Origin of the sequence: Caballeronia sp. LZ024, assembly GCF_031451455.1 — a bacterium.
GTDB classification, from domain to species: Bacteria; Pseudomonadota; Gammaproteobacteria; order Burkholderiales; family Burkholderiaceae; genus Caballeronia; species Caballeronia telluris.
Genome location: NZ_JARUXL010000004.1, coordinates 1,124,940 through 1,151,554 on the forward strand (window position 1 = coordinate 1,124,940; position 26,615 = coordinate 1,151,554).

At 64.1% G+C, this 26,615-nt stretch carries 21 protein-coding genes; 8 read left to right on the forward strand and 13 right to left on the reverse strand.

Annotated features, from left to right (window positions below; genetic code table 11):
* Nucleotides 1-390 precede the first annotated feature (390 nt).
* The 6 genes from QCE48_RS27435 to argG all read right to left on the reverse strand — a co-directional run bounded on the left by QCE48_RS27435 (nucleotide 391) and on the right by argG (nucleotide 8,437).
* Complete coding sequence (locus QCE48_RS27435; RefSeq protein ID WP_309783705.1) at nucleotides 391-2,136, reverse strand: IlvD/Edd family dehydratase; 1,746 nt, start codon at nucleotides 2,134-2,136, stop codon at nucleotides 391-393.
* Between the two features lie 30 nt (nucleotides 2,137-2,166).
* Entirely contained in the window at nucleotides 2,167-3,249 is a 1,083-nt protein-coding gene (gene yjfF / locus QCE48_RS27440; protein ID WP_309783707.1) for a galactofuranose ABC transporter, permease protein YjfF, read from the reverse strand.
* Nucleotides 3,246-4,274, reverse strand: a complete 1,029-nt coding sequence (locus QCE48_RS27445; RefSeq protein WP_309783708.1) for an ABC transporter permease — start codon at nucleotides 4,272-4,274, stop codon at nucleotides 3,246-3,248. Before QCE48_RS27445 ends, yjfF begins: the two co-directional genes overlap by 4 nt.
* Nucleotides 4,271-5,785 (reverse strand): sugar ABC transporter ATP-binding protein, encoded by a 1,515-nt coding sequence (locus QCE48_RS27450; RefSeq protein ID WP_309783709.1) that lies wholly within the window; start codon nucleotides 5,783-5,785, stop codon nucleotides 4,271-4,273. Before QCE48_RS27450 ends, QCE48_RS27445 begins: the two co-directional genes overlap by 4 nt.
* A 76-nt stretch (nucleotides 5,786-5,861) precedes the next feature.
* Nucleotides 5,862-6,830 (reverse strand): ABC transporter substrate-binding protein, encoded by a 969-nt coding sequence (locus tag QCE48_RS27455; RefSeq protein WP_309783710.1) that lies wholly within the window; start codon nucleotides 6,828-6,830, stop codon nucleotides 5,862-5,864.
* Nucleotides 6,831-7,102: 272 nt separating this feature from the next.
* The gene (gene argG, locus QCE48_RS27460) at nucleotides 7,103-8,437 is read right to left on the reverse strand and encodes an argininosuccinate synthase (RefSeq protein WP_309783711.1); all 1,335 of its coding nucleotides are present in this window, start codon (nucleotides 8,435-8,437) and stop codon (nucleotides 7,103-7,105) included.
* Between the two features lie 442 nt (nucleotides 8,438-8,879).
* On the opposite strand from argG, the gene QCE48_RS27465 reads away from it, so the two are divergent.
* Entirely contained in the window at nucleotides 8,880-10,796 is a 1,917-nt protein-coding gene (locus tag QCE48_RS27465) for an AAA family ATPase (protein ID WP_309794357.1), read from the forward strand.
* Nucleotides 10,797-10,822: 26 nt separating this feature from the next.
* Here the strand turns inward: QCE48_RS27465 and QCE48_RS27470 are convergent, their stop codons facing one another.
* Both QCE48_RS27470 and QCE48_RS27475 read right to left on the reverse strand, forming a co-directional pair.
* A complete protein-coding gene (locus QCE48_RS27470; RefSeq protein ID WP_309781625.1) occupies nucleotides 10,823-11,530 on the reverse strand; it encodes a FadR/GntR family transcriptional regulator in 708 nt (235 codons plus the stop codon).
* A gap of 185 nt (nucleotides 11,531-11,715) precedes the next feature.
* A complete protein-coding gene (locus QCE48_RS27475; protein WP_309781626.1) occupies nucleotides 11,716-13,299 on the reverse strand; it encodes an aldehyde dehydrogenase (NADP(+)) in 1,584 nt (527 codons plus the stop codon).
* Between the two features lie 361 nt (nucleotides 13,300-13,660).
* Here QCE48_RS27475 and gudD point away from each other — a divergent pair, with 361 nt between their 5' ends.
* Both gudD and QCE48_RS27485 read left to right on the forward strand, forming a co-directional pair.
* Nucleotides 13,661-15,013 (forward strand): glucarate dehydratase, encoded by a 1,353-nt coding sequence (gene gudD, locus QCE48_RS27480; RefSeq protein WP_309781627.1) that lies wholly within the window; start codon nucleotides 13,661-13,663, stop codon nucleotides 15,011-15,013.
* Nucleotides 15,014-15,231: 218 nt separating this feature from the next.
* Complete coding sequence (locus QCE48_RS27485) at nucleotides 15,232-16,584, forward strand: MFS transporter (protein ID WP_309781629.1); 1,353 nt, start codon at nucleotides 15,232-15,234, stop codon at nucleotides 16,582-16,584.
* Between the two features lie 44 nt (nucleotides 16,585-16,628).
* On the opposite strand, the gene QCE48_RS27490 is transcribed toward QCE48_RS27485, so the two are convergent.
* Nucleotides 16,629-17,018, reverse strand: coding sequence for a hypothetical protein (locus tag QCE48_RS27490; protein ID WP_309781630.1), 390 nt, complete (start codon nucleotides 17,016-17,018; stop codon nucleotides 16,629-16,631).
* 216 nt (nucleotides 17,019-17,234) lie between these two features.
* Here QCE48_RS27490 and QCE48_RS27495 point away from each other — a divergent pair, with 216 nt between their 5' ends.
* Complete coding sequence (locus tag QCE48_RS27495) at nucleotides 17,235-18,563, forward strand: hypothetical protein (protein WP_309781632.1); 1,329 nt, start codon at nucleotides 17,235-17,237, stop codon at nucleotides 18,561-18,563.
* A 215-nt stretch (nucleotides 18,564-18,778) separates the two neighbouring features.
* Here the strand turns inward: QCE48_RS27495 and QCE48_RS27500 are convergent, their stop codons facing one another.
* Genes QCE48_RS27500 through QCE48_RS27510 form a run of 3 tightly spaced genes read right to left on the reverse strand, consistent with a single transcriptional unit; the run spans nucleotide 18,779 to nucleotide 21,027 of the window.
* On the reverse strand, nucleotides 18,779-19,369 hold the full coding sequence (locus QCE48_RS27500; protein ID WP_309781634.1) for a flavin reductase family protein: 591 nt from the start codon (nucleotides 19,367-19,369) through the stop codon (nucleotides 18,779-18,781).
* A gap of 9 nt (nucleotides 19,370-19,378) precedes the next feature.
* The gene (locus QCE48_RS27505; protein WP_309781635.1) at nucleotides 19,379-20,071 is read right to left on the reverse strand and encodes a GntR family transcriptional regulator; all 693 of its coding nucleotides are present in this window, start codon (nucleotides 20,069-20,071) and stop codon (nucleotides 19,379-19,381) included.
* Nucleotides 20,068-21,027, reverse strand: coding sequence for a polysaccharide deacetylase family protein (locus tag QCE48_RS27510; RefSeq protein ID WP_309781636.1), 960 nt, complete (start codon nucleotides 21,025-21,027; stop codon nucleotides 20,068-20,070). Before QCE48_RS27510 ends, QCE48_RS27505 begins: the two co-directional genes overlap by 4 nt.
* Before the next feature lie 279 nt (nucleotides 21,028-21,306).
* On the opposite strand from QCE48_RS27510, the gene QCE48_RS27515 reads away from it, so the two are divergent.
* From QCE48_RS27515 to QCE48_RS27530, 4 genes are read left to right on the forward strand one after another with little or no spacing between them, the layout of a single operon-like run.
* Entirely contained in the window at nucleotides 21,307-22,362 is a 1,056-nt protein-coding gene (locus QCE48_RS27515) for an ABC transporter ATP-binding protein (protein ID WP_309781638.1), read from the forward strand.
* Between the two features lie 59 nt (nucleotides 22,363-22,421).
* Nucleotides 22,422-23,717: a PotD/PotF family extracellular solute-binding protein gene (locus QCE48_RS27520; RefSeq protein WP_309781639.1), complete on the forward strand. Its 1,296-nt coding sequence runs from the start codon at nucleotides 22,422-22,424 to the stop codon at nucleotides 23,715-23,717.
* A 50-nt stretch (nucleotides 23,718-23,767) separates the two neighbouring features.
* Nucleotides 23,768-24,682, forward strand: coding sequence for an ABC transporter permease (locus tag QCE48_RS27525; RefSeq protein ID WP_309781641.1), 915 nt, complete (start codon nucleotides 23,768-23,770; stop codon nucleotides 24,680-24,682).
* A 1-nt stretch (nucleotide 24,683) separates the two neighbouring features.
* A complete protein-coding gene (locus QCE48_RS27530) occupies nucleotides 24,684-25,589 on the forward strand; it encodes an ABC transporter permease (protein WP_309781642.1) in 906 nt (301 codons plus the stop codon).
* Here the strand turns inward: QCE48_RS27530 and QCE48_RS27535 are convergent.
* Nucleotides 25,579-26,514 (reverse strand): LysR family transcriptional regulator, encoded by a 936-nt coding sequence (locus QCE48_RS27535; protein WP_309781644.1) that lies wholly within the window; start codon nucleotides 26,512-26,514, stop codon nucleotides 25,579-25,581. The genes QCE48_RS27530 and QCE48_RS27535 overlap by 11 nt on opposite strands.
* Nucleotides 26,515-26,615: the final 101 nt, after the last annotated feature.

Here is a 26,615-nt window from a genome sequence, read left to right on the forward strand (position 1 = left end):
AGTATCTAACGGGCCGCTTGTAGCCGGGGCGACGACGACCTAATCGCAAACAACCGTGGACATCTTCGTGGTTGCGATTGTGAACCGACGGTTTTTGGTTGGGGTTCTCGTCCGCGAAGTGAGGACGGATGGATGAGAGCCTTGCCAAGCAGTTCGCTATGTGATGACACCGTGGTCAATCGAACCAAGGCGCTAAGGCCTTGGAGGGCGACGCTTAGGCGGTATTTTCGCTCAGTACCGCGATTGCGGTCACGTCCTGGCACCGTCTGCTGAATAAGTCCCGCCCCGGACAGGGGCGGTGCTAACAGCTCGCTAAGAAAGCACGTTCTCCAAAAACGTCCCGAAACATCAAAACCTCGCGAAACCAAAACCTCGCGAAACCAAAACCCCTCAATGCGAATGCCGCGGCACGTCGGCGCCCCGACACCCGACGAGAAAGTCGAAATCGCATCCCTGATCGGCTTGCAGCACGTGCTCGACGTACAACTTCCGATACCCACTCGCATCCTCGGGCACGGCCGTCTGCGACTCCGCCCAGTCGGCGAGACGCGCGCTCAGTTCGGCATCGCTCACGTCCAGATGCACCGTGCCGCCGAGACAATCGAGTTCGATCCAGTCGCCCTCCCTGACCACCGCGAGCGGCCCGCCCGCGCGCGCTTCAGGCGCGACGTGCAGCACCACCGTGCCGTAAGCCGTGCCGCTCATGCGAGCATCCGAGATCCGCACCATGTCCGTCACGCCTTGCGCAAGCAGCTTCGGCGGCAATCCCATGTTGCCGACTTCCGCCATCCCCGGATAACCCTTCGGTCCGCAATTCTTCAGTACGAGCACGGAACTGGCATCCACTTCTAAATCAGGATCGGCGATGCGCGCCTTGTAGTCGTCGAAGTTCTCGAACACGACCGCGCGCCCCCGATGCTTCAAAAGCGCAGGCGTCGCCGCCGATGGCTTCACCACCGCGCCGTTCGGCGCCAGATTGCCGCGCACGATGCACAGGCCGCCATCGTCGACGAGCGGCTTGTCGAGCGGACGAATCACTTCTTCGTCATGAATCGGCGCTTCCTTCACGTTTTCCCAGAGCGACCGGCCGTTCGCCGTCAGCGCGTCGGGATGCGGAATCAGACCCGCCTCGCCGAGCCGCCGGATCACGCCGGGCAAACCGCCCGCGTAATAAAACTCCTCCATCAGGAAGCGCCCGGACGGCTGAAGATCGACGAGCGTCGGCGTGCCTCGGCCGATGCGCGTCCAGTCGTCGAGTTCGAGATTCACGCCGATGCGCCCCGCAATCGCCTTCAGGTGAATCGCCGCATTGGTCGATCCGCCGATCGCCGCGTTCACGCGGATCGCGTTCTCGAACGCCTCGCGCGTCAGCAGTTTCGAAAGGCGCAAATCTTCCAGCGCCATCTCGACGATCCGCATGCCCGACATGTGCGCGAGCACGTAGCGACGTGAGTCGACGGCAGGAATCGCAGCGTTGTGCGGCAGCGTGACGCCGAGCGCTTCGGCCATGCACGCCATCGTGGAGGCGGTGCCCATCGTGTTGCAAGTGCCCGCCGAGCGCGACATGCCCGCTTCGGCCGACATGAATTCGTGCAACGTGATCTTGCCCGCCTTCACCTGCTCGCTCAGTTGCCAGACGACCGTGCCCGAGCCGATGTCGCGGCCCTTGTGCTTGCCGTTCAGCATCGGACCGCCGCTCACGACGATCGCGGGCACGTCGCAACTCGCCGCGCCCATCAGGAGGGCGGGCGTCGTCTTGTCGCAGCCGACCAGCAGCACAACGGCATCGACGGGATTGCCGCGAATCGATTCCTCGACGTCCATGCTGGCGAGATTGCGCGTGAACATCGCGGTCGGGCGCAGGTTCGATTCGCCGTTCGAGAACACCGGAAACTCGACCGGAAAGCCGCCGGCTTCCGACACGCCGCGCTTGACGTGTTCGGCGAGCTTGCGGAAATGCGCGTTGCACGGCGTGAGTTCCGACCACGTATTGCAGATGCCGATAATCGGCTTTCCCTGGAACTCGTGGTCCGGGATGCCCTGGTTTTTCATCCAGCTTCGGTACATGAAGCCGTTCTTGTCGGCCGTGCCGAACCAGCGGGCGGAGCGGAGAGGGCGTTTTTCGTCACTGGACATGCGGAGTTCCGTCTATCGTTTGGTGGAGTTTCAGGTGCTTTCTTTCGGTGTCAGCGATTCGGCGGCGTTGTTTTCGACATCGGGCGACAGTGGCGCGCGGCGCGCTCGCGTGGTTTCCGCGCGTTCGCCGAGCGACGTGCCGTTCGACCTGCGGCGCCCGGCGTGACGTTCGATGAGCCGCTGCAACAGACAGAACGCGCAGAGCAGCGCGCCGATCACGATGCGCGTCCACCACGAACTGAGCGTGCCGTCGAAGGTAATCAGCGTCTGAATCGTCCCGAGGATGCCGACGCCGAACAGCGTGCCGACGACATAGCCTACGCCGCCCGTCAAAAGCGTGCCGCCGATCACGGTGGCCGCGATGGCGTCGAGTTCCATGCCTTGTCCCTGCAAGCCGTAGCCCGAGAGCACGTAGAGCGTGAACACGACGCCGCCGAGCGCCGAGCAGAATCCCGAGAGCGCGTAGACGCCGACTTTGGTGCGCGCGACCGGCAGGCCCATCAGCACGGCCGAGCGCTCGTTGCCGCCGATCGCGTAGACGTTGCGCCCGAAGCGCGTGTAGTGCGCGACGAACACCGCGGCGGCGAGCACCGCGATGGCGACGAGCGCGCCCGTCGTCAGCGACGCCCCGCCGAGGTCGAGATGAAACGCGGAGAGCGCGCGGAACGTCGGATCGTTGATCGTGATCGACTGCGTCGTGATGAGAAAGCACGCGCCGCGCGCGAGGAACATGCCGGCCAGCGTCACGATGAACGGTTGCAGCCGGAAGAAGTGGATCAGCGCGCCCATCGCCGCGCCATACAGCGCGCCGAACGCGAGCACGAGCGGCAGGATGATCCAGACGGGCCAGTGGAACCGTTCGGTGAAGAGCGCGCAAAGAATCGTCGTCAGCGCGACGACCGAGCCGACCGACAGATCGATCCCGCCCGACACGATCACGAACGTCATGCCGATCGCGACGATCAGCAAAAACGCGTTGTCGATCAGAAGGCCGGCGAATACTTGCAGCGAGAAGAATCCGGTGTACATCACGGAGCCGAAGGCGAGCAGCGCCGCGAACAGCGCAATCGTCACGACGATGGGCAGCGTGCGCGGATCGATGAGCTTGTTCATTGCGCGCCCTCCGTCAATGTTCTCTTCGCCGCGACCGGGAACGCGCGCCGCACCTGCCGTGCGATGAACGCGCGCGCGCTCGTCGACTGGATCACGCTCACCATCAGCACGACCGCCGCCTTGACGACCAGCGTCGCTTCGGGCGGCACGCCGATGGAGTACGTCGTGTAAGTCAGCGTCTGGATGATGAGCGCGCCGAGCACCGTGCCCGCGAGGCTGAACCGGCCGCCGAGCAGCGATGTGCCGCCGAGCGTCACGGCGAGAATCGCGTCGAGTTCGAGCAGCAGGCCGGCGTTGTTGCCGTCGGCGCTGCGCACGTTCGAACTGGCGAGGATGCCCGCGATCGCCGCCGTCAGCCCGGAAAACGTGTACACGCCGAAGACGATCGCGCTCGAACGCAGCCCGGCCAGCCGCGTCGCGACCGGATTGATGCCGATCGCGCGGATGAAAAGTCCGAGCGCGGTGCGGTTCATGAGGAGCGTCGTCACCGCGATGGCCGCCGCCGCGATCCACATCGCGCACGGGATCAGCGCGAGATAGCCGCCGCCGAGAAAGAGATAGTCGCGCGCGCCGATCGGAATGATCTGACCGCCCGTCAGCAATTGCGCGACGCCGCGTCCGGCGACCATCAGAATCAGCGTCGCGATGATCGGCTGCATGCCAACGATCGCGACCAGCAAGCCGTTCCACATGCCGGCGAGCAAGCCGGCGGCGAGCGCGGCCAGGATCGCCAGGCCGATTTGCGACGGATCGGCGGCGAGGATGCTGGCCGCAGCCGCCCCGGCAATCGCGACCACGGCGCCGACGGAGATGTCGATGCCGCGTGTCGCGATCACGAGCGTCATGCCGAGCGACACCAGCACGAGCGGCGCCGCGCGGTTCAGGATGTCGATGGGCGCGCCGAACAGATGGCCGTCGAGGACCGAAATCGAGAGGAAAGCCGGGTTGTGCGAGAGATCGAGCAGCACGAGCAGCACGAGCGTCACGCACGGCCAAACGAGCGGATGGGCTGCGAGCCGTTTCATCGCTGTTCTCCTGCAATGAGTCGATACACCTGATCCTCCGACGCCTCGTTGCCCGCGACTTCGGCGACCTTGCGCCGGTCGCGCAGCACGGCGATCCGATGGCTCACGCGCACGACTTCGCTCACTTCCGACGAGATGAACAGAATGCCGAGTCCCTTCGCGCAGAGCGCCAGCATGCGATCCATGATTTCGAACTTGGCGCCGATGTCGATGCCGCGCGTGGGTTCGTCGAGGATCAGCATTTTCGGCTGGATCACGAGCCAGCGCGCGAGCAGCGCCTTCTGCTGATTGCCGCCCGACAGAAGGCCGATCGGCTGTTCGGCGTCGCGCGCCTTGATGCCGAGCTGCTTGATGCAGTCGTCGGCCATTTCGCGCTGTTTCGCGCGGCGGATCGGCCGCCACCAGCCGCGCCGCGCCTGCAACGCGAGAATGATATTTTCGCGAATCGACAGATCCGCGATGATCCCTTCCTTCTTGCGGTCTTCCGGGCAATAACCGATGCCGTGGCGCACTGCGTCGCGCGGAGAACGAAGCCGCGCGTCCTTGCCGCCGATCGTCATCGTGCCGGCATCCGGACGCTCGGCGCCGAAGAGAAGCCGCGCGGTTTCCGTGCGGCCGGAGCCGAGCAGACCCGCGAGGCCGAGAATCTGGCCGGGCTGCACGTCGATATCGACGGGATTCATCAGGCCGCGCCGCCCCACGCCGTGCATTTCGAGAAACGGCGGCACCGCCGATTTTTCCGCGGGCTGCTCCGATTCGGCGCGCTTCAGCCGTTCGGTCATCCGTTCATGGCCGACCATCTTCGCGACAAGCAGTTCGACCGGCAGATCCTTCGCCAGATATTCGCCCTCGCGCTCGCCGTTGCGCATGATCGTGATGCGATCCGAAATGGCGTAGGTCTGTTCGAGAAAATGCGTGACGAACAGAATCGCGATGCCCGACTGCTTCAGCTTGCGCAGCACGGTGAAGAGCCGCGCGACTTCGCCGTCGTCGAGACTGGACGTGGGTTCGTCGAGGATCAGCACGCGCGCGTCCACCGACACCGCGCGCGCGATCGCCACCATCTGCTGAACGGCGATCGGATAGGTATCGAGCGACTTGGTGACGTCGAGCGAAACGTTCAGCTCGGCGAGCGCGGCCTCGGCGCGCGCGTGAATCGTCTTCCAGTCGATCGCGCCGCGCCGCTTCGGGTGACGCCCGGCGAACACGTTCTCCGCGACCGAAAGGTTCGTGCACAGATTCACTTCCTGATACAGCGTGCGGATGCCGGCAGCTTCGGCGTCCAGCGGCGTCGCGAAACTGACGGGCGCGCCGGCCAGGCGGATTTCGCCCGCGTCGTGCTCGTGAACGCCGGTCAAAAGGTTGATGAGCGTCGATTTGCCGGCGCCGTTCTGGCCCATCAGCGTGTGGATCTCGCCGGGAAAGAGGCGGAAATCGACGGCGTTCAGCGCCTTCACACCGGGGAAGGTCTTCGACAATCCAATCGTTTCAAGCAGTGCAGCGCCGCTCATGTGCGAGTTCCGCGTGGGAAGAAGCAGGACGAAGGCGCCCGCCGCGCGCGGCGGCGGGCCTGGTTCGGGCAGGCGCTCAGTACTTGCGCTGCGGCAAGGTCTGGGCGGCGACGCTCATCGGGAAGATCGTCTCTTCCGTGACGATGCGCTTCGGCAACTGCTTGCCCGCGACCACGTCCTTCACGGCGCTCATCAACTGCGGCCCGAGCAACGGGCTGCATTCGACGTCCACGTTGATCTTGCCCGCGACCATGGCTTCGAAGCCGCCTTTGGTGGCGTCGAAGGAGACGACCGTGATGTCCTTGCCCGGCTTCATGCCGGCTTCTTCCATCGCCTGGATCGCGCCGAGCGCCATGTCGTCGTTATGCGCATAAACCACGTTGATCTGCTTGCCGTAGGTCTTGGCGAAGGCTTCCATGACCTGCTTGCCGCCCGCGAGCGTGAAGTCGCCGCTTTGCGAGGCGATCACCTTGAACTTCGGATCGTTCTTGATGACTTCGAGCAAGCCCGCGCGGCGGTCGTTCGCCGGCGCCGAGCCGACCGTACCCTGCAATTCGACGATATTGATCGGGCCCGGATCGTTCTTATAGTGATCTTCGAGCCACTTGCCGCCGCGACGGCCTTCTTCGAGGAAGTCGGAGCCGATCATCGTCACGTAGAGCGACTTGTCCTTCACGTCGATATTGCGGTCGGTCAGGATCACCGGAATCTTCGCGTTCTTCGCTTCGATCAGGATCGGCTCCCAGCCGGTTTCGACGACCGGCGAGAACGCGATCACATCGACTTTCTGCGCGATATACGAGCGGATCGCCTTGATCTGGTTTTCCTGTTTTTGCTGGGCGTCGGAGAATTTGAGGTTGATGCCGGCTTCCTGCGCCGCGCTTTTCACCGAGACAGTGTTCGCGGTGCGCCAGGCGCTTTCCGCGCCGACCTGCGCGAAGCCCAGCGTGATTTTCTTCTCGTCGGCGCGGGCGCTGAGGCCGGTCGTGAGAATCAGCGTGGAACAGAGAAGCGTGCCGAGAACTGCCCGTCGATTGGATTTCATTGTCGTCTCCTGTCGACCAGCGTTGGCCTTTTTTGGCGCCGACTCTGGTCCATGTGTTTTTGTGGTCATCGGTTGAGGGTGCGTGGTCGACCCTGCTCGCAAGCGTAGCCCTCGGGCACATGACGGTCCAATCCCTTTTTTCTTATCGGCGATACCGATTTTGGTATGGGAGGCGGTATGTGCGGCCGCGCCGAATGGGATTCAGCGGGAGAACGGAAGGGGCGGCAGAAACAAAAACGCCGCCCGAAGGCGGCGTTTTTGCGCGACGAGCGTTACTCCGTCTCGTCCTTGAGGCTCGGCAGCGCCGATGCCTCGCCGGTCTTCAGCAGACCGACCTGCGAGTAGATGCGCAGTTTGTCGCGCGTATCGGTGATGTCGAGGTTGCGCATCGTGAGTTGCCCGATGCGGTCGCGCGGCGAGAACGTCGACGCGACCTTTTCCATCGACAGGCGTTCCGGCTGATACGTCAGGTTCGGCGATTTGGTCGAAAGGATCGAATAATCGTTGCCGCGGCGCAGTTCGATCGTCACTTCGCCGGTCACGGCGCGCGCGACCCAGCGCTGGGCGGTTTCGCGCAGCATGATGGCCTGCGGATCGAACCAGCGTCCCTGATACAGCAGGCGGCCGAGACGGCGGCCGTTTTCGCGGTATTGCTCGATCGTGTCTTCGTTGTGGATGCCCGTCACGAGCCGCTCATACGCGATGTACAGCAGCGCGAGCCCGGGCGCTTCATAGATGCCGCGGCTCTTCGCCTCGATGATGCGGTTTTCGATCTGGTCGCTCATGCCGAGACCGTGGCGCCCGCCGATGCGGTTCGCTTCCAGCAGCAGTTCGACGGCATCCGCGAATTCCACGCCGTTGAGCGCGACCGGACGGCCTTCCTCGAAGCGGACCGTCACCGTTTCGCGGGCGATCTGCACGTCGTCGCGCCAGAACGCCACGCCCATGATCGGATTGACGATCTGCATGCCGCTTTCCAGGCTTTCGAGGTCTTTCGCTTCGTGCGTCGCGCCGAGCAGGTTCGAATCCGTCGAATAGGCCTTTTCCGCCGACATCTTGTACGCGAAACCCGCCTTGCTCATGAATTCCGACATTTCCGCGCGGCCGCCGAGTTCGTCGATGAACGTCTGGTCGAGCCACGGCTTGTAGATCTTGAGATCCGGGTTCACCAAAAGGCCGTAGCGGTAGAAGCGCTCGATGTCGTTGCCCTTATAGGTGCTGCCGTCGCCCCAGATGTTGACGCCGTCCTGCTTCATGGCCGCGACGAGCATTGTGCCGGTGACCGCGCGGCCGATGGGCGTCGTGTTGAAGTAGGTGACGCCGGCCGTCGAGATGTGGAACGCGCCGCACTGCAATGCCGCGATGCCTTCGGCGACGAGTTGCGCGCGGCAGTCGATCAGGCGCGCGCCTTCGGCGCCGTATTCGGTCGCGCGACGCGGAATCTGGTCGTAGTCGTCCTCGTCCGGCTGGCCGAGGTTGGCGGTGTAGGCATAGGGAACCGCGCCCTTGATGCGCATCCAGTGGAGCGCGGCGCTGGTGTCGAGACCGCCGGAGAACGCGATGCCGACCTTCTGGCCGGTCGGAAGACTTTCAAGAATCGTGGTCATGTAGATGCCGCCAAATCGTTGTGAAAGATCGAAAAACCCAAATTATGACGGATTGTCGGCGGTGTGGGCTTGTGAAGCGGCTTTTGAGCGCGAAACGAAGGGACGATTATGCAGACGGGCGGGCGACGGCTAGTGAAACCCGCTCGTGACTCCTTCCCCAAAATCCCAAATTTACCGACCGCCGAATTGACACCTAACTGAGTACCGTTTCGACGATTTGAAAAGAAAGTAAGCCGTGCATAATGCCTTAGGTGTACCGGGTCGGTTAAATGGTAAGCACAAGCGAATCCTCTTCCGGCCGCGTGTGGGCGCCTGTCTGCATCGATCAATGCGATTGTCTGCTTTCGACTGACAAAAGCCGTTTCGATCGTCGTCCCGCGTTCCTCTTCAACGCTGACCGCGCGTCAGCCGCCGCGATATGGCCCGCTTTAGGATTCAAGGAATGAAACCGGCAAAAAATTCGTTCTGGTCCAGATATGGACGTTACGTGACACTCGGCGTGACCGCCACGGCTCTGGCCGGCATCCTCACTTTCGCGCTCTGGCGCCACGAAAATCGCAGTGCGCAACTCGATTCGGCGCTCGACGGCGTCGCGAGCCAGATGCGCACCGACACCGCGCTCTGGACGCGTCAGGAAAAAGACGCATCCGAAATGCTGCGCGATATCCGCACGCAGGACGTGACCGCCATCGGTGTGAGCCCTAATGCGATCCTCGTTTCGACGCGCGCGGGCGCGAAGTATTTCGTCACCGATCACAACGGCGCGTTCTCGAACGCGCTCCTGCTCGGTGAGATGAAAGTCGATGCGCGTCCGCCGTATCAGCTCGTCTGGCTGCCGGATGCGAACATCCGTTCGGACGCCGCGCTCTGGATGGATACCTTCGACCGCACGCGCGACGTGCTCGGCCTCGTGTTGCCGCTGCTGCTGATCGGCGGCATGGTCTGGTTCATGCGCCGCGAGATGACGGGCGGCGCGAAGCTGCTCGGCGAAGCGCCGACGCTCTCGTTCCAGGACGTCATCGGCGCGGGCGAAGCGAAAGCCGCGCTCTCCGACATCCAGGCGTATCTCTCCAACGCGAAGCAGTTCACCGGCATGGGCGTGCGCGCGCCGTGCGGCGTCCTGATGGTCGGCGGCCCGGGCGTCGGCAAGACGCGGCTCGCGCAGGCGCTCGCCGGCGAATGCGGCGCGAACTTTATTTCCATTACGGGCAGTTATTTCAGCGCGAAGTACTACGGCGTCGGCGTCCAGAAGGTGAAGCACCTGTTCGAGCTCGCGCGCAAGAATGCGCCGACCGTGATCTTCATCGACGAAGCGGACGGCCTCGCCAAGCGCACGGACACGGGCAACGGCCCGGCCGAAGCGGAGAGCAACCGCGTCATCAACCAGTTGCTGGCCGAGATGGACGGCTTCGAGTCGAACGAGGGCGTGATCATCGTCGCGGCGACCAACCATCCTGACAATATCGACGAAGCGCTGCGCCGTCCGGGCCGTTTCGATCGCACGGTGCATGTGCGCCTGCCCGACCTCGACGACCGCGCCGAAATCTTCCGTTTCTATGCCGAAAAGCTGAAATCGAAAGCCGACGACGTCGATTTCCACCAGCTCGCGCGCCTCTCCACGGGACTGTCGCCCGCGACGCTTTCCATGATCGTGAATCAGGCCGGGCTCGTCGCGCGCAAGGCGGGCGAGACCACGGTGGCGGCGAAGCATTTCCTGGAAGCGATCAAAATCGCCCGGATCGGCGATGTGAGCGGCGCCGAGCGCGCGCTGAACGAGGACGAGCGCACGCGGATCGCGGTCCACGAGGCGGGTCACGGGCTCGTCGCCGCGCTGCTCGGCACGGGCGTGCTCGAAGAAGTGACGATCCTGCCGCGCGGCGGCGCGCTGGGCGTCGCGCTCATCACGAAGATGCAGGACAAGCATCTGTATCGCGAAACCGAAATGCGCAACGAAATCCAGGTGCTGCTCGGCGGCCGGAATGCCGAACTGCTGACGTTCTCGGAAGCGTCGAGCGGGGCCGCGCAGGATTTGCAGGAGGCGTCGCGGATCAGCCTCGACATGGTGTCGAAGTTCGGCTTCAACGCCGACGGCAATCTCTTCAGCCTGGCCGCGCTGCCGCCCCAGTACGCCGGCTTGCAGATGAAGGCGGCCATCGAGCACGCGAACATCCTGCTCAAGGATCTGAACGAGGCCTGCCAGGCGCTTTTGCGCGACAACGAGCCGGTGCTGCGCGCCATCGCGGAACGCCTGCTGGAATCGGAGACGGTGCCGGGCGAGACGGTCTACCGGCTGATCGACGAGCACAAGGTGCGCAAGGACGGACTGCATCTCGCGCAGGAAGAGCGCGAAGCGGCGTAACGAGCGGCGTCAAAGCGGCGGCGGGCCTAGCTCGCCGTCGATTCGTGCGCGCGCCGCAGCCGTTCGCGGCTGTTGCTCAGGTGCATGCGCATCGCGGCGCGGGCGTCGTCGGCGTCTTGCCGGACGATCGCCTGATAGATCAGTCGATGCTCGTTGAGCACGTTGCGCAGCCGTTCGATCTGATCCAATTGCGCGATTTCGGCCTTGCCGAGCCGCGTGCGCGGGCTCACGCCCGGACCCATCTGACTCAGCACGTCGAAGAAATAGCGGTTTCCGCTCGCGCGCGCGATCTGCAGATGAAATTCGACGTCGTGGGCGAGCGTGTCGGTGCTCCCGTTCGCGAGTTCCGCCTCGAAGCGGCCGAGCGCCTGCGCGATCTGTTTCAGATGCTGGTCGGTGCGGCGCTGCGCGGCGAGCGCGGCCGCCGCGGCCTCCAGATCGATCCGGAACTCGATGATCGCCATCACGTCGAGCATGCTGGAGAGATCGGCTTCGGGCAGCCGCAGCGCGTCTTCCTTGTCCGCCGGCGCAAGAACGAAGGTGCCGATGCCGTGGCGCGTCGCGACGACATGCGCCGCCTGCAAGCGCGAAACCGCCTCGCGGACCACGGAACGGCTCACCGACAGTTCCTTCATGAGCGCCACTTCGGTCGGAATCTTGTCTCCGGGGCGGAGCATGCCGCGCTCGATCTGCTCGCGCAGCGTAGTGACGACTTTATCGGTGAGACTGCTCATGGATGATGATGTCGAATGCGGTTGAACGGTGATCGGACGTCGCGAAGGGCAATGGAACGCTCGCCGCCGCAGTTGTCCGATGACTCGCAGTCTCGGCGACGGTGCGAGTCGCGTCAAGGCAGAGCGGGGCGCGTCCAATGTAAAAAAGCGGCCGAGGCCGCTTTTTCGTCTGAAGCACAGAGCACTCAGCCCTTCACGATCTCGCCATCCCGGCGACGCCACAGCGCGAGCGGATTCGCATCGGCCAGCGCTTCGGGCAACAGGTCGGCCGGGAAATCCTGATAGCACACCGGACGCAGGAAGCGTTCGATCGACGTCGTGCCGACCGAGGTCACGCGGCTGTCCGAGGTCGCCGGGAACGGACCGCCGTGAACCATCGCGTGCGACACCTCGACGCCCGTCGGGAAACCGTTCACGAGAATCCGCCCGGCCTTGCGTTCGAGCACCGGCACGAGTTTCTTCGCAGCCGGCAAGTCGTCGCGGTCCATCTGGATCGTCGCTGTCAACTGGCCGACGAAATGCTCGGCGACCCGCGCCAGTTCCTGTTCGTCCTTGCAGCGCACGATGGTCGACGCCGGTCCGAACACCTCGTCTTCCAGTTCGGCCTTGGTGAGGAACGTCGCGGCGTCGGTGACGAAGAGCGCCGCGCAAGCCTGCGTCGGACCGCTCGCCGCCTGCCCGTGCGCGACCGCTTCGACGCCCGCCGTGCCCGCGAGGCGGCTCTCGCCTTCGCGGTACGCCGCGTGGATGCCCGACGTGAGCATCGTCTGCGCGGGCTTCGCGCTCAGTGCCGCCGATGCCGCCTCGACGAACTTCGCGAGGTCCGGTCCGTCGATGGCGATCGCGAGTCCGGGGTTCGTGCAGAACTGTCCGGCGCCGAGCACGAGCGAATCGACGAAACCCTGCGCGATGGCCGCGCCGCGCGTCGCGAGCGCCGTCGGCAACAGGAACACCGGGTTGATGCTGCTCATTTCCGCGTAGACGGGGATCGGTTCGGGGCGGCGTGCCGCGACCTGCATCAGCGACGTGCCGCCCGCGCGCGAACCCGTGAAGCCGACCGCCTTGATGGCCGGATGCGCGACGAGCGCTTCGCCGACCGTGCGGCCCGCGCCGACGATCAGCGAGAACACGCCTTCAGGCAGATCCATGTCGCGCGCGACCTGCTGGATCACGCGGCCGACCAGCTCGGACGTGCCGAGGTGCGCGCTATGCGCCTTCACGACGACGGGACAGCCCGCGGCCAGCGCGGCGGCCGTGTCGCCGCCCGCCACCGAAAATGCCAGCGGGAAGTTGCTCGCGCCGAACACGGCGACGGGACCGAGCGCGATTTTCTGCATGCGCAGGTCCGAGCGCGGCAGCGGCTTGCGATCGGGCAGCGGCGAGTCGAGCGTGGCCGAGAGCCACTGGCCGGCGCGCACGACTTGGGCGAACAGTTTCAATTGGCCGATCGTGCGGCCGCGCTCGCCTTCGAGACGCGCCTTCGGCAGGCCGGATTCCTCTTGCGCACGCTGGATCAACGCGTCGCCGAGCGCGGCGATGCCGTCGGCGATGCGCTCCAGAAATTCCGCGCGCACCGTGAGCGGCAGATTGCGGTATGCGTCGAATGCCTTCGCTGCCAGATCGCACGCCGCTGCGACATTGTCCTGCGTGCCGCTGCCGAAAACCGGCGCGGCGATGTCTTCGCCCGTCGCGGGATTGAACGCGCGCAGGGGTTTGTCGGTGCCGCGCACGGCCTGACGGCCAATCAGCATTTCGCCGGTAATCTGCATTTCGTCTCCTGAATTCGATGGTATCAACATCAGTCATCGTATAACAGATGGCGCAGAGGCGACAAGCGCAATCGGTCTTTGTTGGTTTGCCTTGGAAAGAACCTTCGCGTTCAACGTTCAGACGTCATACAACCGTCGTGCCAGCACGGCGTAGAGTCATCTGATGTCTTGCCGATGATTGTTCCGATAGGCGTTCATCTATCGCTATCGCGCTCAAGTCCTTATCCGGTATGAGATTTCGGTGACGAGGGTAAACGCGCGATTGGAAATTGTTGAGGGAAAAAGTAGACTGTCGTCAGACAACGTAACACATGCGCGACGCAGAAGCGCCGCCCAGCATTCAACCTGACAGGTACTTTCCATGCCCACCACGAACACGATCCAACGCCACGCCACGCCGACCGTCACCGAACTGCGCGTCGTCCCGGTCGCCGGCCGCGACAGCATGCTGATGAACCTCTCGGGCGCGCACGGTCCGTTCTTCACGCGCAACATCGTGATCCTCACGGACAGCGCGGGCAACACGGGCGTCGGCGAAGTGCCGGGCGGCGAGGCGATCAGGAAGACCATCGACGACGCGCGCGCGCTCGTCGTCGGACAGTCGATCGGTAATCTGCAGGCGGTGCTGAACACGGTGCGCACGCAATTCGCCGACCGCGACGCAGGCGGCCGCGGCCTCCAGACGTTCGACCTGCGCACGACCATCCACGCGGTCACGGCGCTCGAAGCGGCGCTGCTCGACCTGCTCGGACAGCATCTCGGCGTGCCCGTCGCGGCGCTGCTCGGCGAGGGGCAGCAGCGCGAGGAAGTCGAGATGCTCGGCTACCTGTTTTACATCGGCGATCGCGGCAAGACCGATTTGCCGTACGCGAGCGGCGCAGACGGCCGCGACGACTGGGAGCGCCTGCGCACCGAAGAGGCGATGACGCCCGAGGCAGTCGTGCGTCTCGCGGAAGCGGCCCAGGCGCGCTACGGTTTCAACGACTTCAAGCTGAAGGGCGGCGTGCTCGCGGGCGATGCGGAAATCGAAGCGGTGACGGCGCTCGCCGAGCGTTTCCCGGACGCGCGCGTGACGCTCGATCCGAACGGTGCGTGGTCGCTCGCCGAAGCGATCCGCCTGTGCCGCGACCAGCACGACGTGCTCGCCTACGCGGAGGACCCGTGCGGCGCCGAGAACGGCTATTCGGGACGCGAAGTGATGGCGGAATTCCGCCGCGCGACGGGCCTGCCGACGGCGACCAACATGATCGCGACCGACTGGCGCCAGATGGGCCACGCGATCCAGTTGCAATCGGTCGACATTCCGCTTGCCGATCCGCATTTCTGGACGATGCAGGGCTCGGTGCGCGTCGCGCAGATGTGCAACGACTGGGGCCTCACGTGGGGCTCGCATTCGAACAACCATTTCGACGTCTCGCTCGCGATGTTCACGCACGTCGCGGCGGCGGCGCCCGGCAGGATCACCGCGATCGACACGCACTGGATCTGGCAGGACGGGCAGCGCCTGACGCGCGATCCGCTGCAGATCGTCGGCGGCAAAGTGAAAGTGCCGCAAAAGGCGGGGCTCGGCGTCGAACTGGATATGGACGAGATCAAGAAAGCGCATGCGCTCTATCAGCAGCATGGCCTAGGCGCGCGCGACGACGGCGTCGCGATGCAATACCTGATCCCGAACTGGAAGTTCGACAACAAGCGCCCGTGTCTCGTGCGATAAAAACGAGCGAGCAGCGCGTGCATTCCGACGCCCGCCGAGCCATCGGCGGGCGTTGTCGTTTGGGGTCCGGGCGACCGTCAATGTCGGCTAAATAGCGGTTTCCCAGTTACTGGAACGCGTGTGCAGCCCGGGCAAAAACCCCTTCTGTAATCGGCGCTGAAAGAGTAGTCTCGACGAGATTCAAAACAATCAGCGAACCCATTTCGGAGGAGACACCGATGGAGTTGGAGAACCGCACAATCAGGCACGTCATGATCCGGCTCGTGCCGTTTCTGATCCTTTGCTACTTCGTGGCATATCTCGATCGCGTCAACGTCGGATTTGCTGCACTGCAGATGAACAAGGCGTTGGCCTTCTCGGCAAGTCAGTTCGGTTTCGGCGCCGGGATTTTCTTCATCGCGTATTTCTTCTTCGAGGTTCCGTCCAACCTGTTGCTCGAACGTTTCGGCGCGCGACGCTGGATTGCGCGGATCATGTTCACGTGGGGCATCCTCGCTGCCGCGATGGCGTACATCCCGCAGATTTCGCGCTATACCGGTCTGTCTCCCGCGTATGTGTTCTACGGCTTGCGGGTGCTGCTCGGCGTGGCCGAAGCGGGGTTCTTCCCCGGCATCATCTTCCTGCTGACGCTCTGGTTTCCGGCTGCTTATCGCGGACGCGTCGTCGGGTATTTCATGGCGGCAATTCCACTGTCGACGGTGATCGGCGCGCCGATCTCGGGCGCGCTGCTGCAGATGGACGGCATCGCCGGCATGCAGGGCTGGCAGTGGATGTACCTGATCGAAGCGATGCCCGCGCTGCTGCTCGCCTTCGTGGTGTTCTTCTACCTGACCGACAAGCCCGCCGATGCGCACTGGCTGCCCGCCGACGAACGCGAATGGCTAGTGGCGCGCCAGGCGCACGAGCGCGCGCACCGCGAGTCCGTGCATAGCTTCAGCGTGAAGGAAGCCATCCTGAACCGCCGCGTGCTCGCGATCGCGCTCATCTACTTCGGCGCCAACGCGACCAACTATGGCCTGAGCTTCTTCCTGCCGCAGATCGTCAAGGCGTTCGGGCTGACCAACGTGCAGACCGGGTTCGTCACGTCGCTGCCGTATATCGTCGGCGTGATCAGCATGGTGCTCTGGGGACGTCATTCGGACCGCAAGCTCGAACGCAGATGGCACGTCGCCATCGCGCTCCTGGTCGCGGCGGGTGGCATCGCGGCCTCGGCGGGGCTCGACAACCCGGTCATGAAGATGATCGCGCTTTCGATCGCCGGTTTCGGCATCTTCGGCTGCCTGCCGGTGATCTGGACGCTGCCCGCTTCGTTCCTCTCGGGCGCGGCGGCGGCGGGCGGGATTGCGGCCATCAATTCGCTCGGCAATCTCGCGGGCTTCTTCGGGCCCTACGCGATGGGCTGGATCAAGGACAGCACCGGCAGCTTCGGCGCGGGTCTCTTGTGTCTGTCGGGCGCGGGGCTGGTCGGCGTGGCGGCCGTGCTGCTGCTGCATCACGATACGGCGCTCGAAAAGGTGTCGAGTCCGCAGGATGGGCGCGCGGCCGAGGGCGGCAGTGCGGTGAGTCCCTGAGCGGATGAGTTGAAGTGACGGGCGGCGCGCAGCGTGGCGCCGCCTTATTCGTCCAGTTCGTAGCTCGACTGGAATCTTTCGGCCTTGATCGCGTAACTGTCGGTGCCATCTTCGTTGTTGGAGACGAGATAGTCGCCGGGTTCGTAATGCGTCTGGCCTTCCTTGGTCGACACCTGTCCCGCGTTTTCCGCGACTTCGGCCCACACCGGCGTGATCTTGCGATACGCGCCGCGATGAACCTCCCGATAGGTCTGCGCGAACACCTGCGCATCGACCGTATAGATTTCGCCGTTGTTGTCGACGATCCAGTCGCCCTGCTTGCAGCGCTGCTCGCCTCCCCATTTGCGAAATACGAAGCCGTCGGTCTCCAGCCGCAACGGGACGGCGACGACGAACTGATCTGGTTTGCGGCGATAACGGCGTCGTTCGGACATGATGAGGGTCGGGACGAATTGACGATGGATGGGAGAAGCTGGGGTGCATTTACATGCTAGCGCAGATAACCGGGAAGCGCCGTCGCAATCGATTGCGTCTGGGAGCGCGATTTTGGCGTATGGACGCTGCCCGGCAATACTATGGTAGGAAGGCCGGCGAACGCCGCGCACTGGCTCGCGCATCGGCAGGCGAGCAGGGCGACCCAGGAGACGCAGATGCCCGCCAAGATCTTCCTCAGCCATACATCGGAATTCGCGCACATCGCCAAGAGCCTGAGAATGTCGATGCTCGCGCTGTGTCCGTCGCCGGGATTGATCGACGTGCGCGTGAACGAGGAGATGCCCGGCGGCACGAAGTGGCGCGAGTGGATCAACCTGAACACGCGCGACGCCGACGCCTTCATCTATCTCTACCCGAGCGCGGCGGTCGACAACGGCTGGCCCGGGTATGAACTCGCGCGCTTCACGGTCGTCGACGAGAAGACGGTCGTGTCGATCCGCAATCCCGATCTGAAGCTGCCGGGTATGTTCGACCAGTATCAGGGCTACGAAGCCACCGACGAAAGCATCCTCAAGTTCTTCCGCGATGTCTTCGTCAAGGGGCTGTTCAGCCGCGGCGAGCCGCTCAACGACGAGGTCGGCAACGTCGCCGGAGATTACTACGACACGGCCCGCACGGCGGCCCGCGAACTCGCGGAACTGTTCGCGAACGCGTCGATCAAGCCGCAGTACTACACGCGGCGCATCCAGCTCTCGCTTGCCTACGACAGGAACCACAAGCTCGATCCCGCGCAGTCGCAAGTGGAGGGCAACGGCGAGGGCATGAAGCTGATCGGCATGCGGCCCGACGCGACGGTGAGCTGGTCGGCCCTCTCGGCGATGCTGGGCGATTCGGTCGAGTGGCCGGCCGAACTGGAGCGCGAGATTCCGTCGCTCGTGTCGGGCGCGCTGCCGCCGCATCTCTCGCCCTTTGCCAATGAACAGGGCATCTTCATTCCGCTGATCTCGAAGAGCGAGGTCGTGCAATCGCTGCTGCGGCGCCTGACCGTGCTGTTCGTCGAGGCGAACAGCCAGAAGCTGCGGCCGATGTTCGAATGGAAGATGCCGGACGCGATGCCCGGCCAGCTCGCAACCTTCGTCCTGCTCGTCAGGCTGATTTTGCGGATTCGCTTCGACATCCTCGAACCGCGCTATCTGGAGGCGAAATACCACGCGCCGTCCCGCGAGGAATGCGTGGCGATGGTCGAAACGGTGCTCGAGGAATATGAAGAGGTGCAGGACGAGTCGAAGAAGATCGGCATTCCCGGTGTGTCGGCGTTCCAGATGCTGTTCGACAAATCGCTCTCCGAGAAGGTGGAGACGGCGACCTCCGAATACCTCGTGCGAAGCCGCGCGCTGCAGGCGTATCCGAAGCAACTCGACGCGCGCGGCGCCGACGCCGATCACGCGGCCATGCTCGCCGAATTGCTGCAATTGCTTCGCGAGAACAACGCGCACTGGCTCGCGATCGTGGCGGCGCAGTTCACGCTGCTCGACTGGCGCTAGGAAGCGCCTCACGATCCCGGCTAGCGGAGGGACCGGCGGCCCTCCTTAAAAGCGGCCGGCTCCCTCAACAAGCACGGTTTTGCGGATGTCGTTTCGCTTGGCCGTCGGCAAGCAGTCTTAGGCGTTGCGTTCGGAAGAAAAACGCAGCACCGCCAAACCCGCTCGCGACGCCAACGCGAAACGCCTCGCTTTCCCAGCTTGCCTGTCTTTCTCGCTCAGCCCAGCGTGAACCGGTCACGCGTCGTCACATAGTCGCTCGCGCCGAAACGCCCCACGGGAAAGTAGTGCTGAAGCCGCACGCGCCACGTGTCGATGTCGATCAATTCATCGCGTGCATGCAGCCGGTGCACCTTGCCGATGAAGATGTGCCGGCTCGTCGTCTCCAGCGTCTCCCATAGCGTGCATTCGAATGCGACCGGCGCTTCCGCGATGCGCGGCGGCGCGACATGCGAGCTTGCCACTGGCGTCAACCCGACGGAGGCCAGTTCGCTCACGTTCGGCGGGAAGCGTTCGCCGCATCGGTGCATCTTCTCCGCGATCGCCTCGTCGGACAGATGCACGACGAACTCGCCCGTGCGCGCGATGTTCACCGCCGTGTCCTTGAGCGTGCCGTCCGCGACGCGATTCACGCTGATCATCACGATGGGCGGTTCCTCGCCGAGCATGTTGAACATCGAAAACGGCGCGGCGTTCACGGTGCCGTCCTCGCCGAGCGTCGTGACGAGCGCGATGGGACGCGGCACGATGAGACTCGCCATCAGCTTGTAGCGCTGATATTCCGTGATGGCTTCGAAGTCGATTTCCATGTGGACCGCCTATGTGCCGGTGAGGCCGAGCAATGCGCCGAGGCTTTTCTCGCCCGGCATGCGCGACGTTTCGATGCGCGCTTCGAGTCCCCGAAGATGCGCGTCCATATGCGCGGCCGCCCCTGCGGCATCGCGCCTTTCCATGCAATCGAGGATTGCTGTGTGTTCGTCGTGCTCGCAGGGCGCGTTGCCCTTTGGCTCGTACACGCCGACGATCAGCGAACAGCGCGAGACCAGCTCCGTCAGGTAGTCGAGCAGGATCGTGTTGCCCGCGAGCGCGCCAATCGCCAGGTGAAAGCCGCTCGCGAGCCGCGCCCATGAAGGCTGATCGAAGCGATGCATCGCGTCGTGCTCTTCGGCGAGCCGTTCGCGCAACGCGGCGATGTCGGCGCTCTTTGCACGCGCAACCGCGAGTTCCATCAACGCGCGTTCCACCGCGCGACGCGCCTCGAAGATCTCGCGCGTTTCTTCGCGCGTGGGCTCCGCGATCACCGCGCCCTTGTTCGGCCGAAGCACGACGATGCCGTCATAAGCGAGCTTCTCCAGCACCCGCCGCACGACCGCGCGCCCGACGCCGAACAGCTGGCACAGTTCGGGTTCGGGCAGCTTCGTGCCCGGCGTCAGGCGACGGTTCAGCACTCCGTCGAAGATGGATTGATAGATGCGCGCGTCGACGTCCACGCTGTTCCTCGCGTGCTTCATGCGGGTCGATGCGTCGCTTCGTCCATGAAGGCGGCGATCCTGCCGGGTGTTGTCATCCATACGTCGCCGCGCGAGCGCGCTGCCGCGATATGCGCGAGCGCACGCCGAAGATGCCTTAGCCGATACGGCTGCCCAACGATGTACGGATGCAGCGCGATACCCATCACGAGCGCTTGCGGCGCGGCTCCTGAGCGAAGCTTGCGATTGCTTTGTTCGAGCATCTCGTCGAACTGATCGACGATCACGTCGGCGAACGCGCAGCCGTCCATTTGGCGCGCGACGATCATCGGCAAGTCGTTCAGTTCCTGCGGATATGGAATCGACCAGAGCGCACCCGCGCGCGTCGCCATACGCACGGGACGGTCATCGTGGCACCAGTTGAGCGTATAGCGGTAGCCGGTCTCGGCGAGCAGGTCGGGCGTCGCATGCGACTCGGAGATCCACGGCGACAGCCAGCCCGCGGGCGCGATGCCCGAGTGCGCCGCGATGCGTTCACGGCAATGCAGGAGCAACGCGCGCTCGGCCGCCTCGTCGAGATCGCTTTGCCGCGCGGCGTTCGTATGCCCGTGCGCGATCAGTTCGTCGCCACGCGCGGCGCAGGCATCGATCAGCTCGGGGCAATGGTCGTAGAGCGAGGTGTTGATGAGCGTGCCCGACGGCAGGTCGAGGTCGTCGAAGAGATCAATGCAGCGCCAGGCGCCGACGCGATTGCCGTATTCGCGCCAGCTGTAGTTGAGCACGTCCGGTTGCGGCGAGACGGGGCCGAGTGCCGCGCCGAGTCCTTCGCCGAACGCGAAGTGCTCGATGTTGAAGCCGAGATAGACCGCGAGGCCGCTGCCGTTGGGCCAGCGAAAGCCGTCGCTGTCGACGATCGGACGGTACGGAAAGCGGCCATGCGTCGCGAGCGGGCCGAAGCCGCTGCGCGAATCCAATGGCGCGATGCGTGAGTCGTTCATCTTGAGAAGCCGGTGGACGTTGTCGATAGGGATGAACCGGTTTGGCCCGAACGTGCCCCAATGCGGACGCGATTCGCACCGCCATCGCACAGAATCGTGCGTTGAATCGCCAACGATCGGGGCAGCGGATCGTGTGCAATATGCGAGCCAGTTCGCTGACACGCGCCCTCACGAGTCGATGGCATGTCAGAGGCATCGCACCGCACGCAATGGCATACCTCTTGCAAACACTGCGTCCGCACGCGTTCCCAACGTTCCGCCCTCAAGGACATGCCCTTCATGGTTCAGCCGGCATCAACAGTGGTACACACCTCGGCCGCGGATATCGAACTGGTCCACGTCTCCAAGCAATACGGCGACGCGCTCGCAGTCGATTCGATCGACCTGCGCATTCCCGGCGGCGCGTATTGCTGTCTGCTCGGACCATCGGGATGCGGCAAGACCTCGACGCTCAGGATGATCGCGGGCCACGAGTCGGTGTCGGACGGCGACGTCCTCATCGGCGGGCGCAATGTCACGCGCGAGGAACCCGCGTCGCGCGGCACCGCGATGGTCTTTCAGAGCTACGCGCTCTTTCCGCATCTGAGCGCGCTCGATAACGTCGCGTTCAGCCTCAAGATGCGCGGCGTCGCGAAGGACGCACGACACAAGCGCGCGGGCGAACTGCTCGAACTCGTCGCGATGTCGGCTTATGCAGAGCGCAAACCCGCGCAGTTGTCGGGCGGGCAGCAGCAGCGCGTGGCGCTCGCGCGTGCGCTGCTCAACCAGCCGCGCTGTCTCCTGCTCGACGAACCGCTGTCCGCGCTCGATCCTTTCCTGCGCGTGCAGATGCGCGCGGAACTCAAGCGTTGGCAGAAGGAACTCGGCATCACGTTCGTGCACGTCACGCATTCGCAGGAAGAAGCGATGGCGCTCGCCGACCTCGTCGTCGTGATGAGCCACGGTCACATCGAACAGAGCGGCACGCCGCACGACGTCTTTAACCGGCCGCGCACGGAGTTCGTCGCGCGCTTTCTCGGCGGCCATAACGTGCTCGGCGCGAACGGTCGGCTCTTCACCGTGCGCGCCGATCATCTGCGCATCGCGCCGCATGGCGTGACGCCCGTTCAGGCCGCGGGCGAAAGCGGCTTGAGCCGCATCGGCGGGATCGCGTGCACCGTGCGCGAGGCCGAGTACCAGGGCACCCATCTGCGTATGACGCTCGATCCGCTCGACGGCTCGCCGGAACTAGTGTCGCTCGTGAGCGACGCCGACTACGATCCGCACCGCTTCGGCCCGGAGGCGCGCGTGACCGTCTGGTGGGACGAGCAGAACGCGCATCCGCTTGCGGCATGAGCGAACAGGCACGCAAAAAACGCCGGACCCCAAGACGATTTCAACGAGGAGAAAGAGCAATGAGCGAATCCAAAGAGAGCCCGGCAACGCCCGAATCCGACGTGACGGGCAAAGGGCTGTCGCGCCGCACGTTCATCAAGGGCGCGGTCGCGGCGGCGGGCATCGCCGGCTTTCCGTACGTGCATGCGCAGGAAAAGATCGTGCTGCGCTATCTGGGCACCGCGGTGAACCAGAGCGCGGACATCGCGAGGAAGTTCAAGGAAGACACGGGCATCGAGATCCAGTACATCCCCGTCACCACGGACGATGTCGCCAAGCGCATCATCACGCAGCCGAACTCGTTCGACATCGTCGATACCGAGTACTTCTCGCTCAAGAAACTGATTCCGTCCGGCACGCTCGCGGGCATGGACGTCAAGCGGATCAAGCTCGCCGACAAGATCACGCCGGTGCTGACCCGTGGCGAGATCAACGGCAAGAAGATCGGCGATCAGGGCACGGCGCCGAAGAAGGTGATGTTCCTCAAGGGCGCGCGCTCGACCGAGTTCTCCGCGACGCCGACCGAGTGGATGACGCTGATCCCGACGACGTACAACGCCGACACGCTCGGTATTCGCCCGGACCTCATCAAGCGGCCGGTCTCGACGTGGGCCGACCTGCTCAATCCGCAGTTCAAGGGCAAGGCGGCGCTGCTCAACATTCCGGCGATCGGCATCATGGATTCGGCGATGGCGATCGAGGCGATGGGTCAGGTCAAGTACGGCGACAAGGGCAACATGACCAAGGCCGAGATCGACCAGACGATCAAGATCCTGATCGAGGCGAAGCGCGCGGGACAGTTCCGCGCGTTCTGGAAGGACTTCAACGAGAGCGTGAACCTGATGGCATCGGGCGAGGTCGTGATCCAATCGATGTGGTCGCCGGCGGTCACGAAGGTGCGCACGATGGGCGTCGCCTGCACGTTTCAGCCGCTCAAGGAAGGCTATCGCTCGTGGGCGTCGGGCTTCGGCTTTCCGCGCTCGTTGCAGGGCAAGAAGCTCGATGCCGCGTATGAGTTCGTCAACTGGTTCCAGGACGGCTGGGCGGGCGCGTATCTGATGCGTCAGGGCTATTACTCGGGCGTGCTTGAGACGGCGAAGACGCACATGCAGCCCTACGAATGGGACTACTGGATCGAAGGCAAGCCGGCCGCGCAGGACATCAAGGCGCCGGACGGCCAGTTGCTCGAAAAGGCCGGCACCGTGCGCGACGGCGGCTCGTACACGCAGCGCATGGGCGCAATCGCCTGCTGGAACGCCGTGATGGACGAAAACATCTACATGGTGCAGAAGTGGAACGAGTTCATCGCCGCCTGATTTGACTCACGGCCGGCGAGATGCCGGCCGTCTCCGGACGAACACCGCCTATGGCTTCGATCGAGTTCCTTCCTCGCGCCGGGGATGCGCCCGTGCGACACCGGCGCGTGAGCGCGTGGCTGCAGGCCACGCCGCTCACGCTGACCTTCGCGCTCTTTTTCATCGTGCCGCTTCTGATCACGCTGATCGTGAGCTTCTGGGACTTCAACGAGTACCAGATCATCCCGGCATTCACGCTGAAGAACTACGCGGCGATCTTCGACGGCTGCTCGTCGATGACAGATATGTGCGTCACGTTCAAGACCTACTGGTCGACGATCAAGTTCTGCGCGATCGTGTGGGCCGTCACGCTGCTGCTGGGCTTCACGCTTGCGTATTTCCTCGCGTTCCATGTGCGCACGACCGCGATGCAGACCGTGCTCTTTCTCGTCTGCACGATTCCGTTCTGGACCTCGAACGTGATCCGCATGATCTCGTGGATTCCGCTGCTCGGCCGCAACGGGCTCGTCAATCAGGCGCTGATCGGCGCGCATATGATCGATCAGCCGCTCGAATGGCTGCTGTATTCGAACTTCTCCGTGGCCCTCGCGTTCGTGCATCTGTACACGTTCTTCATGATCGTGCCGATCTTCAACGCGATGATGCGCATCGACCGCTCGCTGCTGGAAGCCGCGCGCGACGCGGGCGCAAGCGGCTGGCAGGTGATCCGCGACGTGGTGCTTCCGCTTTCGAAGACGGGGATCGTGATCGGTTCGATCTTCGTCATTACGATCGTGATGGGCGACTTCCTCACGGTCGGCGTGATGGGCGGCCAGCAGATCGCATCGGTCGGCAAGATCATTCAGGTGCAGACGGGCTATCTGCAGTTTCCCGCGGCGGCGGCCAATGCGGTGGTGTTGCTCGCGGTCGTGCTGATGATCGTTTGGGCGCTGACGCGCGTCGTCGATATTCGAAAGGAGCTTTGACATGACGACGCGTGCGCTCAGGCATCACCGCGAGCATCGGCCGGCGAGCTTCTACTGGCTCGCGCTCGTGTTCGGGCTCTTCGTGCTGTTTCTTTATGGTCCCGTCATCACGATCTTCATTCTGTCGTTTCAGGGTCCCGAAGGCGGTCTGACGTTTCCGATGCGCGGCGTGTCGCTGCACTGGTTCGAGGCGCTTCGCAACGGTGTCGGCGATATCGACATCTGGGGTGCGTTCTGGCGCTCGGTGCGCCTCGCGCTCGCGGTGACGGTGCTGACGGTGCTGTTCTCGGTCGCGGCGGGGCTGGCGTTCAGACGGCGTTTTCGTGGCGATACCGCTGTGTTCTATGTGTCGGTGGCGAGTCTCATCATGCCTTCGATCATCGTGTCGCTCGGGATCGGGCTGACGTTCCGGTTGCTCGACAACGGCATCAAGTATCTCGCCGCGGCTTGGGGATTCGAGTCGTTTGCCGACAGCTATACGACGTCGATGGGGCTCTTCACGTCGGCACTGGGCGCGCATCTCACGTGGACGTTGCCTTTTGGGCTGCTGGTGATGTTCGCGGTGTTCAACCGCTTCAATCCGGCTTACGAGGAAGCGTCGCGCGATCTCGGAAGCACGCCGTGGCAGACGTTCAGACATGTCGTGTTGCCGATCATCGGGCCTTCGGTCATCGGCGTCGGGATGTTCGGGTTCACGCTGTCATGGGACGAGATCGCGCGGACCTCGCAGGCCATCGGCGAGCAGAACACGCTGCCGCTGGAACTCCAGGGGCTGACGACATCGGTCACCACACCGGTGATCTACGCGCTCGGGACGATGACGACGGTGTTGTCGCTGACCGTGATGGTCGGATGTTTGCTGGCGGTGAGGTGGCTGGCGAAGAGGCGAGTGGCCGCTATACGCTAGGATCGCGCGCCCCCACGATCGCCCCCATCAACATCCGCGCCCCCGGCGACAGCGGGGCATCGCGCCGCGTCACCAGCTCATACGCCTCGCTCTGCGACGACAGCTTCAGCGGCAGCGTGCACGCAACGCCATGCTCCGTGCAAAACCTCGCGACGTCGACCGAAACCAGCGCGACCAGTGCCGCATTCTTTTGCAATAGCGAAAGCGTCGCGAACGCCGACGTCGTCTCCAGCAGATGCGCGGGAAACCGCAGCCCGGCATCGTGGAATTCGCGTTCGAGCAACACGCGCATCGGCATGTTCGCGCGGTACACGATCCACCGGTAACGCGCGAGATCGCCGAGCGAAAGACGGCGGCGCCGCGCAAGCGGATGCGTCGTGTTCGCGATGACCGCGAGCGTCTCGTCCTGCACGAACACGCTGTCGTACAGATACGGCGTCTGGCTCACACTGGTGCGGCAAACGGCGAGGTCGAGCCGGCCGGCATCGATCAGGCTGAGCAGCGTGGCGCTCGTGTCCTCGACGATTTCCACCGACATCTCCGGCTGCTCCTCCATCACGGCGGTGATCGCGTCCGTCAGGAGCGGCACGGCGCCCATGATGACGCCGACCGAGACCCGACCGCCCGCGCCGCGCATGATGCCGACGATCTCCTCGCGCAGATGCGCGAGATCGGTATGGATGAGCCGCGCGTAACGAAGCACGCAATGACCGGCCGCGTTGGGTTCGAGTCCGCGATTTGTGCGCACGAAGAGCGGCGTCCCGAAGGTCGTTTCGATCTCGTGCAGCGCCTTGCTCGCGCCGGGCTGCGTCAGGGCGAGTTGCTTCGCGGCGCCGAGCAGTGAGCCATGTTCTCCGAGCGCGATCAGAAGCCGCAGTTGCTTGACGTGCAACCGGGAGATGATCGAATTGAGCGTGGGTGTCATGCGGAAATACGGCCTGAAGCGCCTGCCTTGAGAGAAAGTTATAACGGTATCAAAAGTCGTCAATATCGGGGCGAGCGTTTGCTCACTATACTGGGTGAATC

Coding starts and splice junctions, on each gene's coding strand:
- QCE48_RS27535 (WP_309781644.1), bottom strand. CDS start 26,514: ATGACACCCACGCTCAATTCGATCATCTCCCGGTTGCACGTCAAGCAA.
- gudD (WP_309781627.1), top strand. CDS start 13,661: ATGCCCACCACGAACACGATCCAACGCCACGCCACGCCGACCGTCACC.
- QCE48_RS27495 (WP_309781632.1), top strand. CDS start 17,235: ATGCCCGCCAAGATCTTCCTCAGCCATACATCGGAATTCGCGCACATC.
- QCE48_RS27450 (WP_309783709.1), bottom strand. CDS start 5,785: ATGAGCGGCGCTGCACTGCTTGAAACGATTGGATTGTCGAAGACCTTC.
- QCE48_RS27465 (WP_309794357.1), top strand. CDS start 8,880: ATGAAACCGGCAAAAAATTCGTTCTGGTCCAGATATGGACGTTACGTG.
- QCE48_RS27500 (WP_309781634.1), bottom strand. CDS start 19,369: ATGGAAATCGACTTCGAAGCCATCACGGAATATCAGCGCTACAAGCTG.
- QCE48_RS27530 (WP_309781642.1), top strand. CDS start 24,684: ATGACGACGCGTGCGCTCAGGCATCACCGCGAGCATCGGCCGGCGAGC.
- QCE48_RS27445 (WP_309783708.1), bottom strand. CDS start 4,274: ATGAAACGGCTCGCAGCCCATCCGCTCGTTTGGCCGTGCGTGACGCTC.
- argG (WP_309783711.1), bottom strand. CDS start 8,437: ATGACCACGATTCTTGAAAGTCTTCCGACCGGCCAGAAGGTCGGCATC.
- QCE48_RS27505 (WP_309781635.1), bottom strand. CDS start 20,071: ATGAAGCACGCGAGGAACAGCGTGGACGTCGACGCGCGCATCTATCAA.
- QCE48_RS27455 (WP_309783710.1), bottom strand. CDS start 6,830: ATGAAATCCAATCGACGGGCAGTTCTCGGCACGCTTCTCTGTTCCACG.
- QCE48_RS27515 (WP_309781638.1), top strand. CDS start 21,307: ATGGTTCAGCCGGCATCAACAGTGGTACACACCTCGGCCGCGGATATC.
- QCE48_RS27475 (WP_309781626.1), bottom strand. CDS start 13,299: ATGCAGATTACCGGCGAAATGCTGATTGGCCGTCAGGCCGTGCGCGGC.
- QCE48_RS27510 (WP_309781636.1), bottom strand. CDS start 21,027: ATGAACGACTCACGCATCGCGCCATTGGATTCGCGCAGCGGCTTCGGC.
- yjfF (WP_309783707.1), bottom strand. CDS start 3,249: ATGAACAAGCTCATCGATCCGCGCACGCTGCCCATCGTCGTGACGATT.
- QCE48_RS27470 (WP_309781625.1), bottom strand. CDS start 11,530: ATGAGCAGTCTCACCGATAAAGTCGTCACTACGCTGCGCGAGCAGATC.
- QCE48_RS27490 (WP_309781630.1), bottom strand. CDS start 17,018: ATGTCCGAACGACGCCGTTATCGCCGCAAACCAGATCAGTTCGTCGTC.
- QCE48_RS27520 (WP_309781639.1), top strand. CDS start 22,422: ATGAGCGAATCCAAAGAGAGCCCGGCAACGCCCGAATCCGACGTGACG.
- QCE48_RS27485 (WP_309781629.1), top strand. CDS start 15,232: ATGGAGTTGGAGAACCGCACAATCAGGCACGTCATGATCCGGCTCGTG.
- QCE48_RS27525 (WP_309781641.1), top strand. CDS start 23,768: ATGGCTTCGATCGAGTTCCTTCCTCGCGCCGGGGATGCGCCCGTGCGA.
- QCE48_RS27435 (WP_309783705.1), bottom strand. CDS start 2,136: ATGTCCAGTGACGAAAAACGCCCTCTCCGCTCCGCCCGCTGGTTCGGC.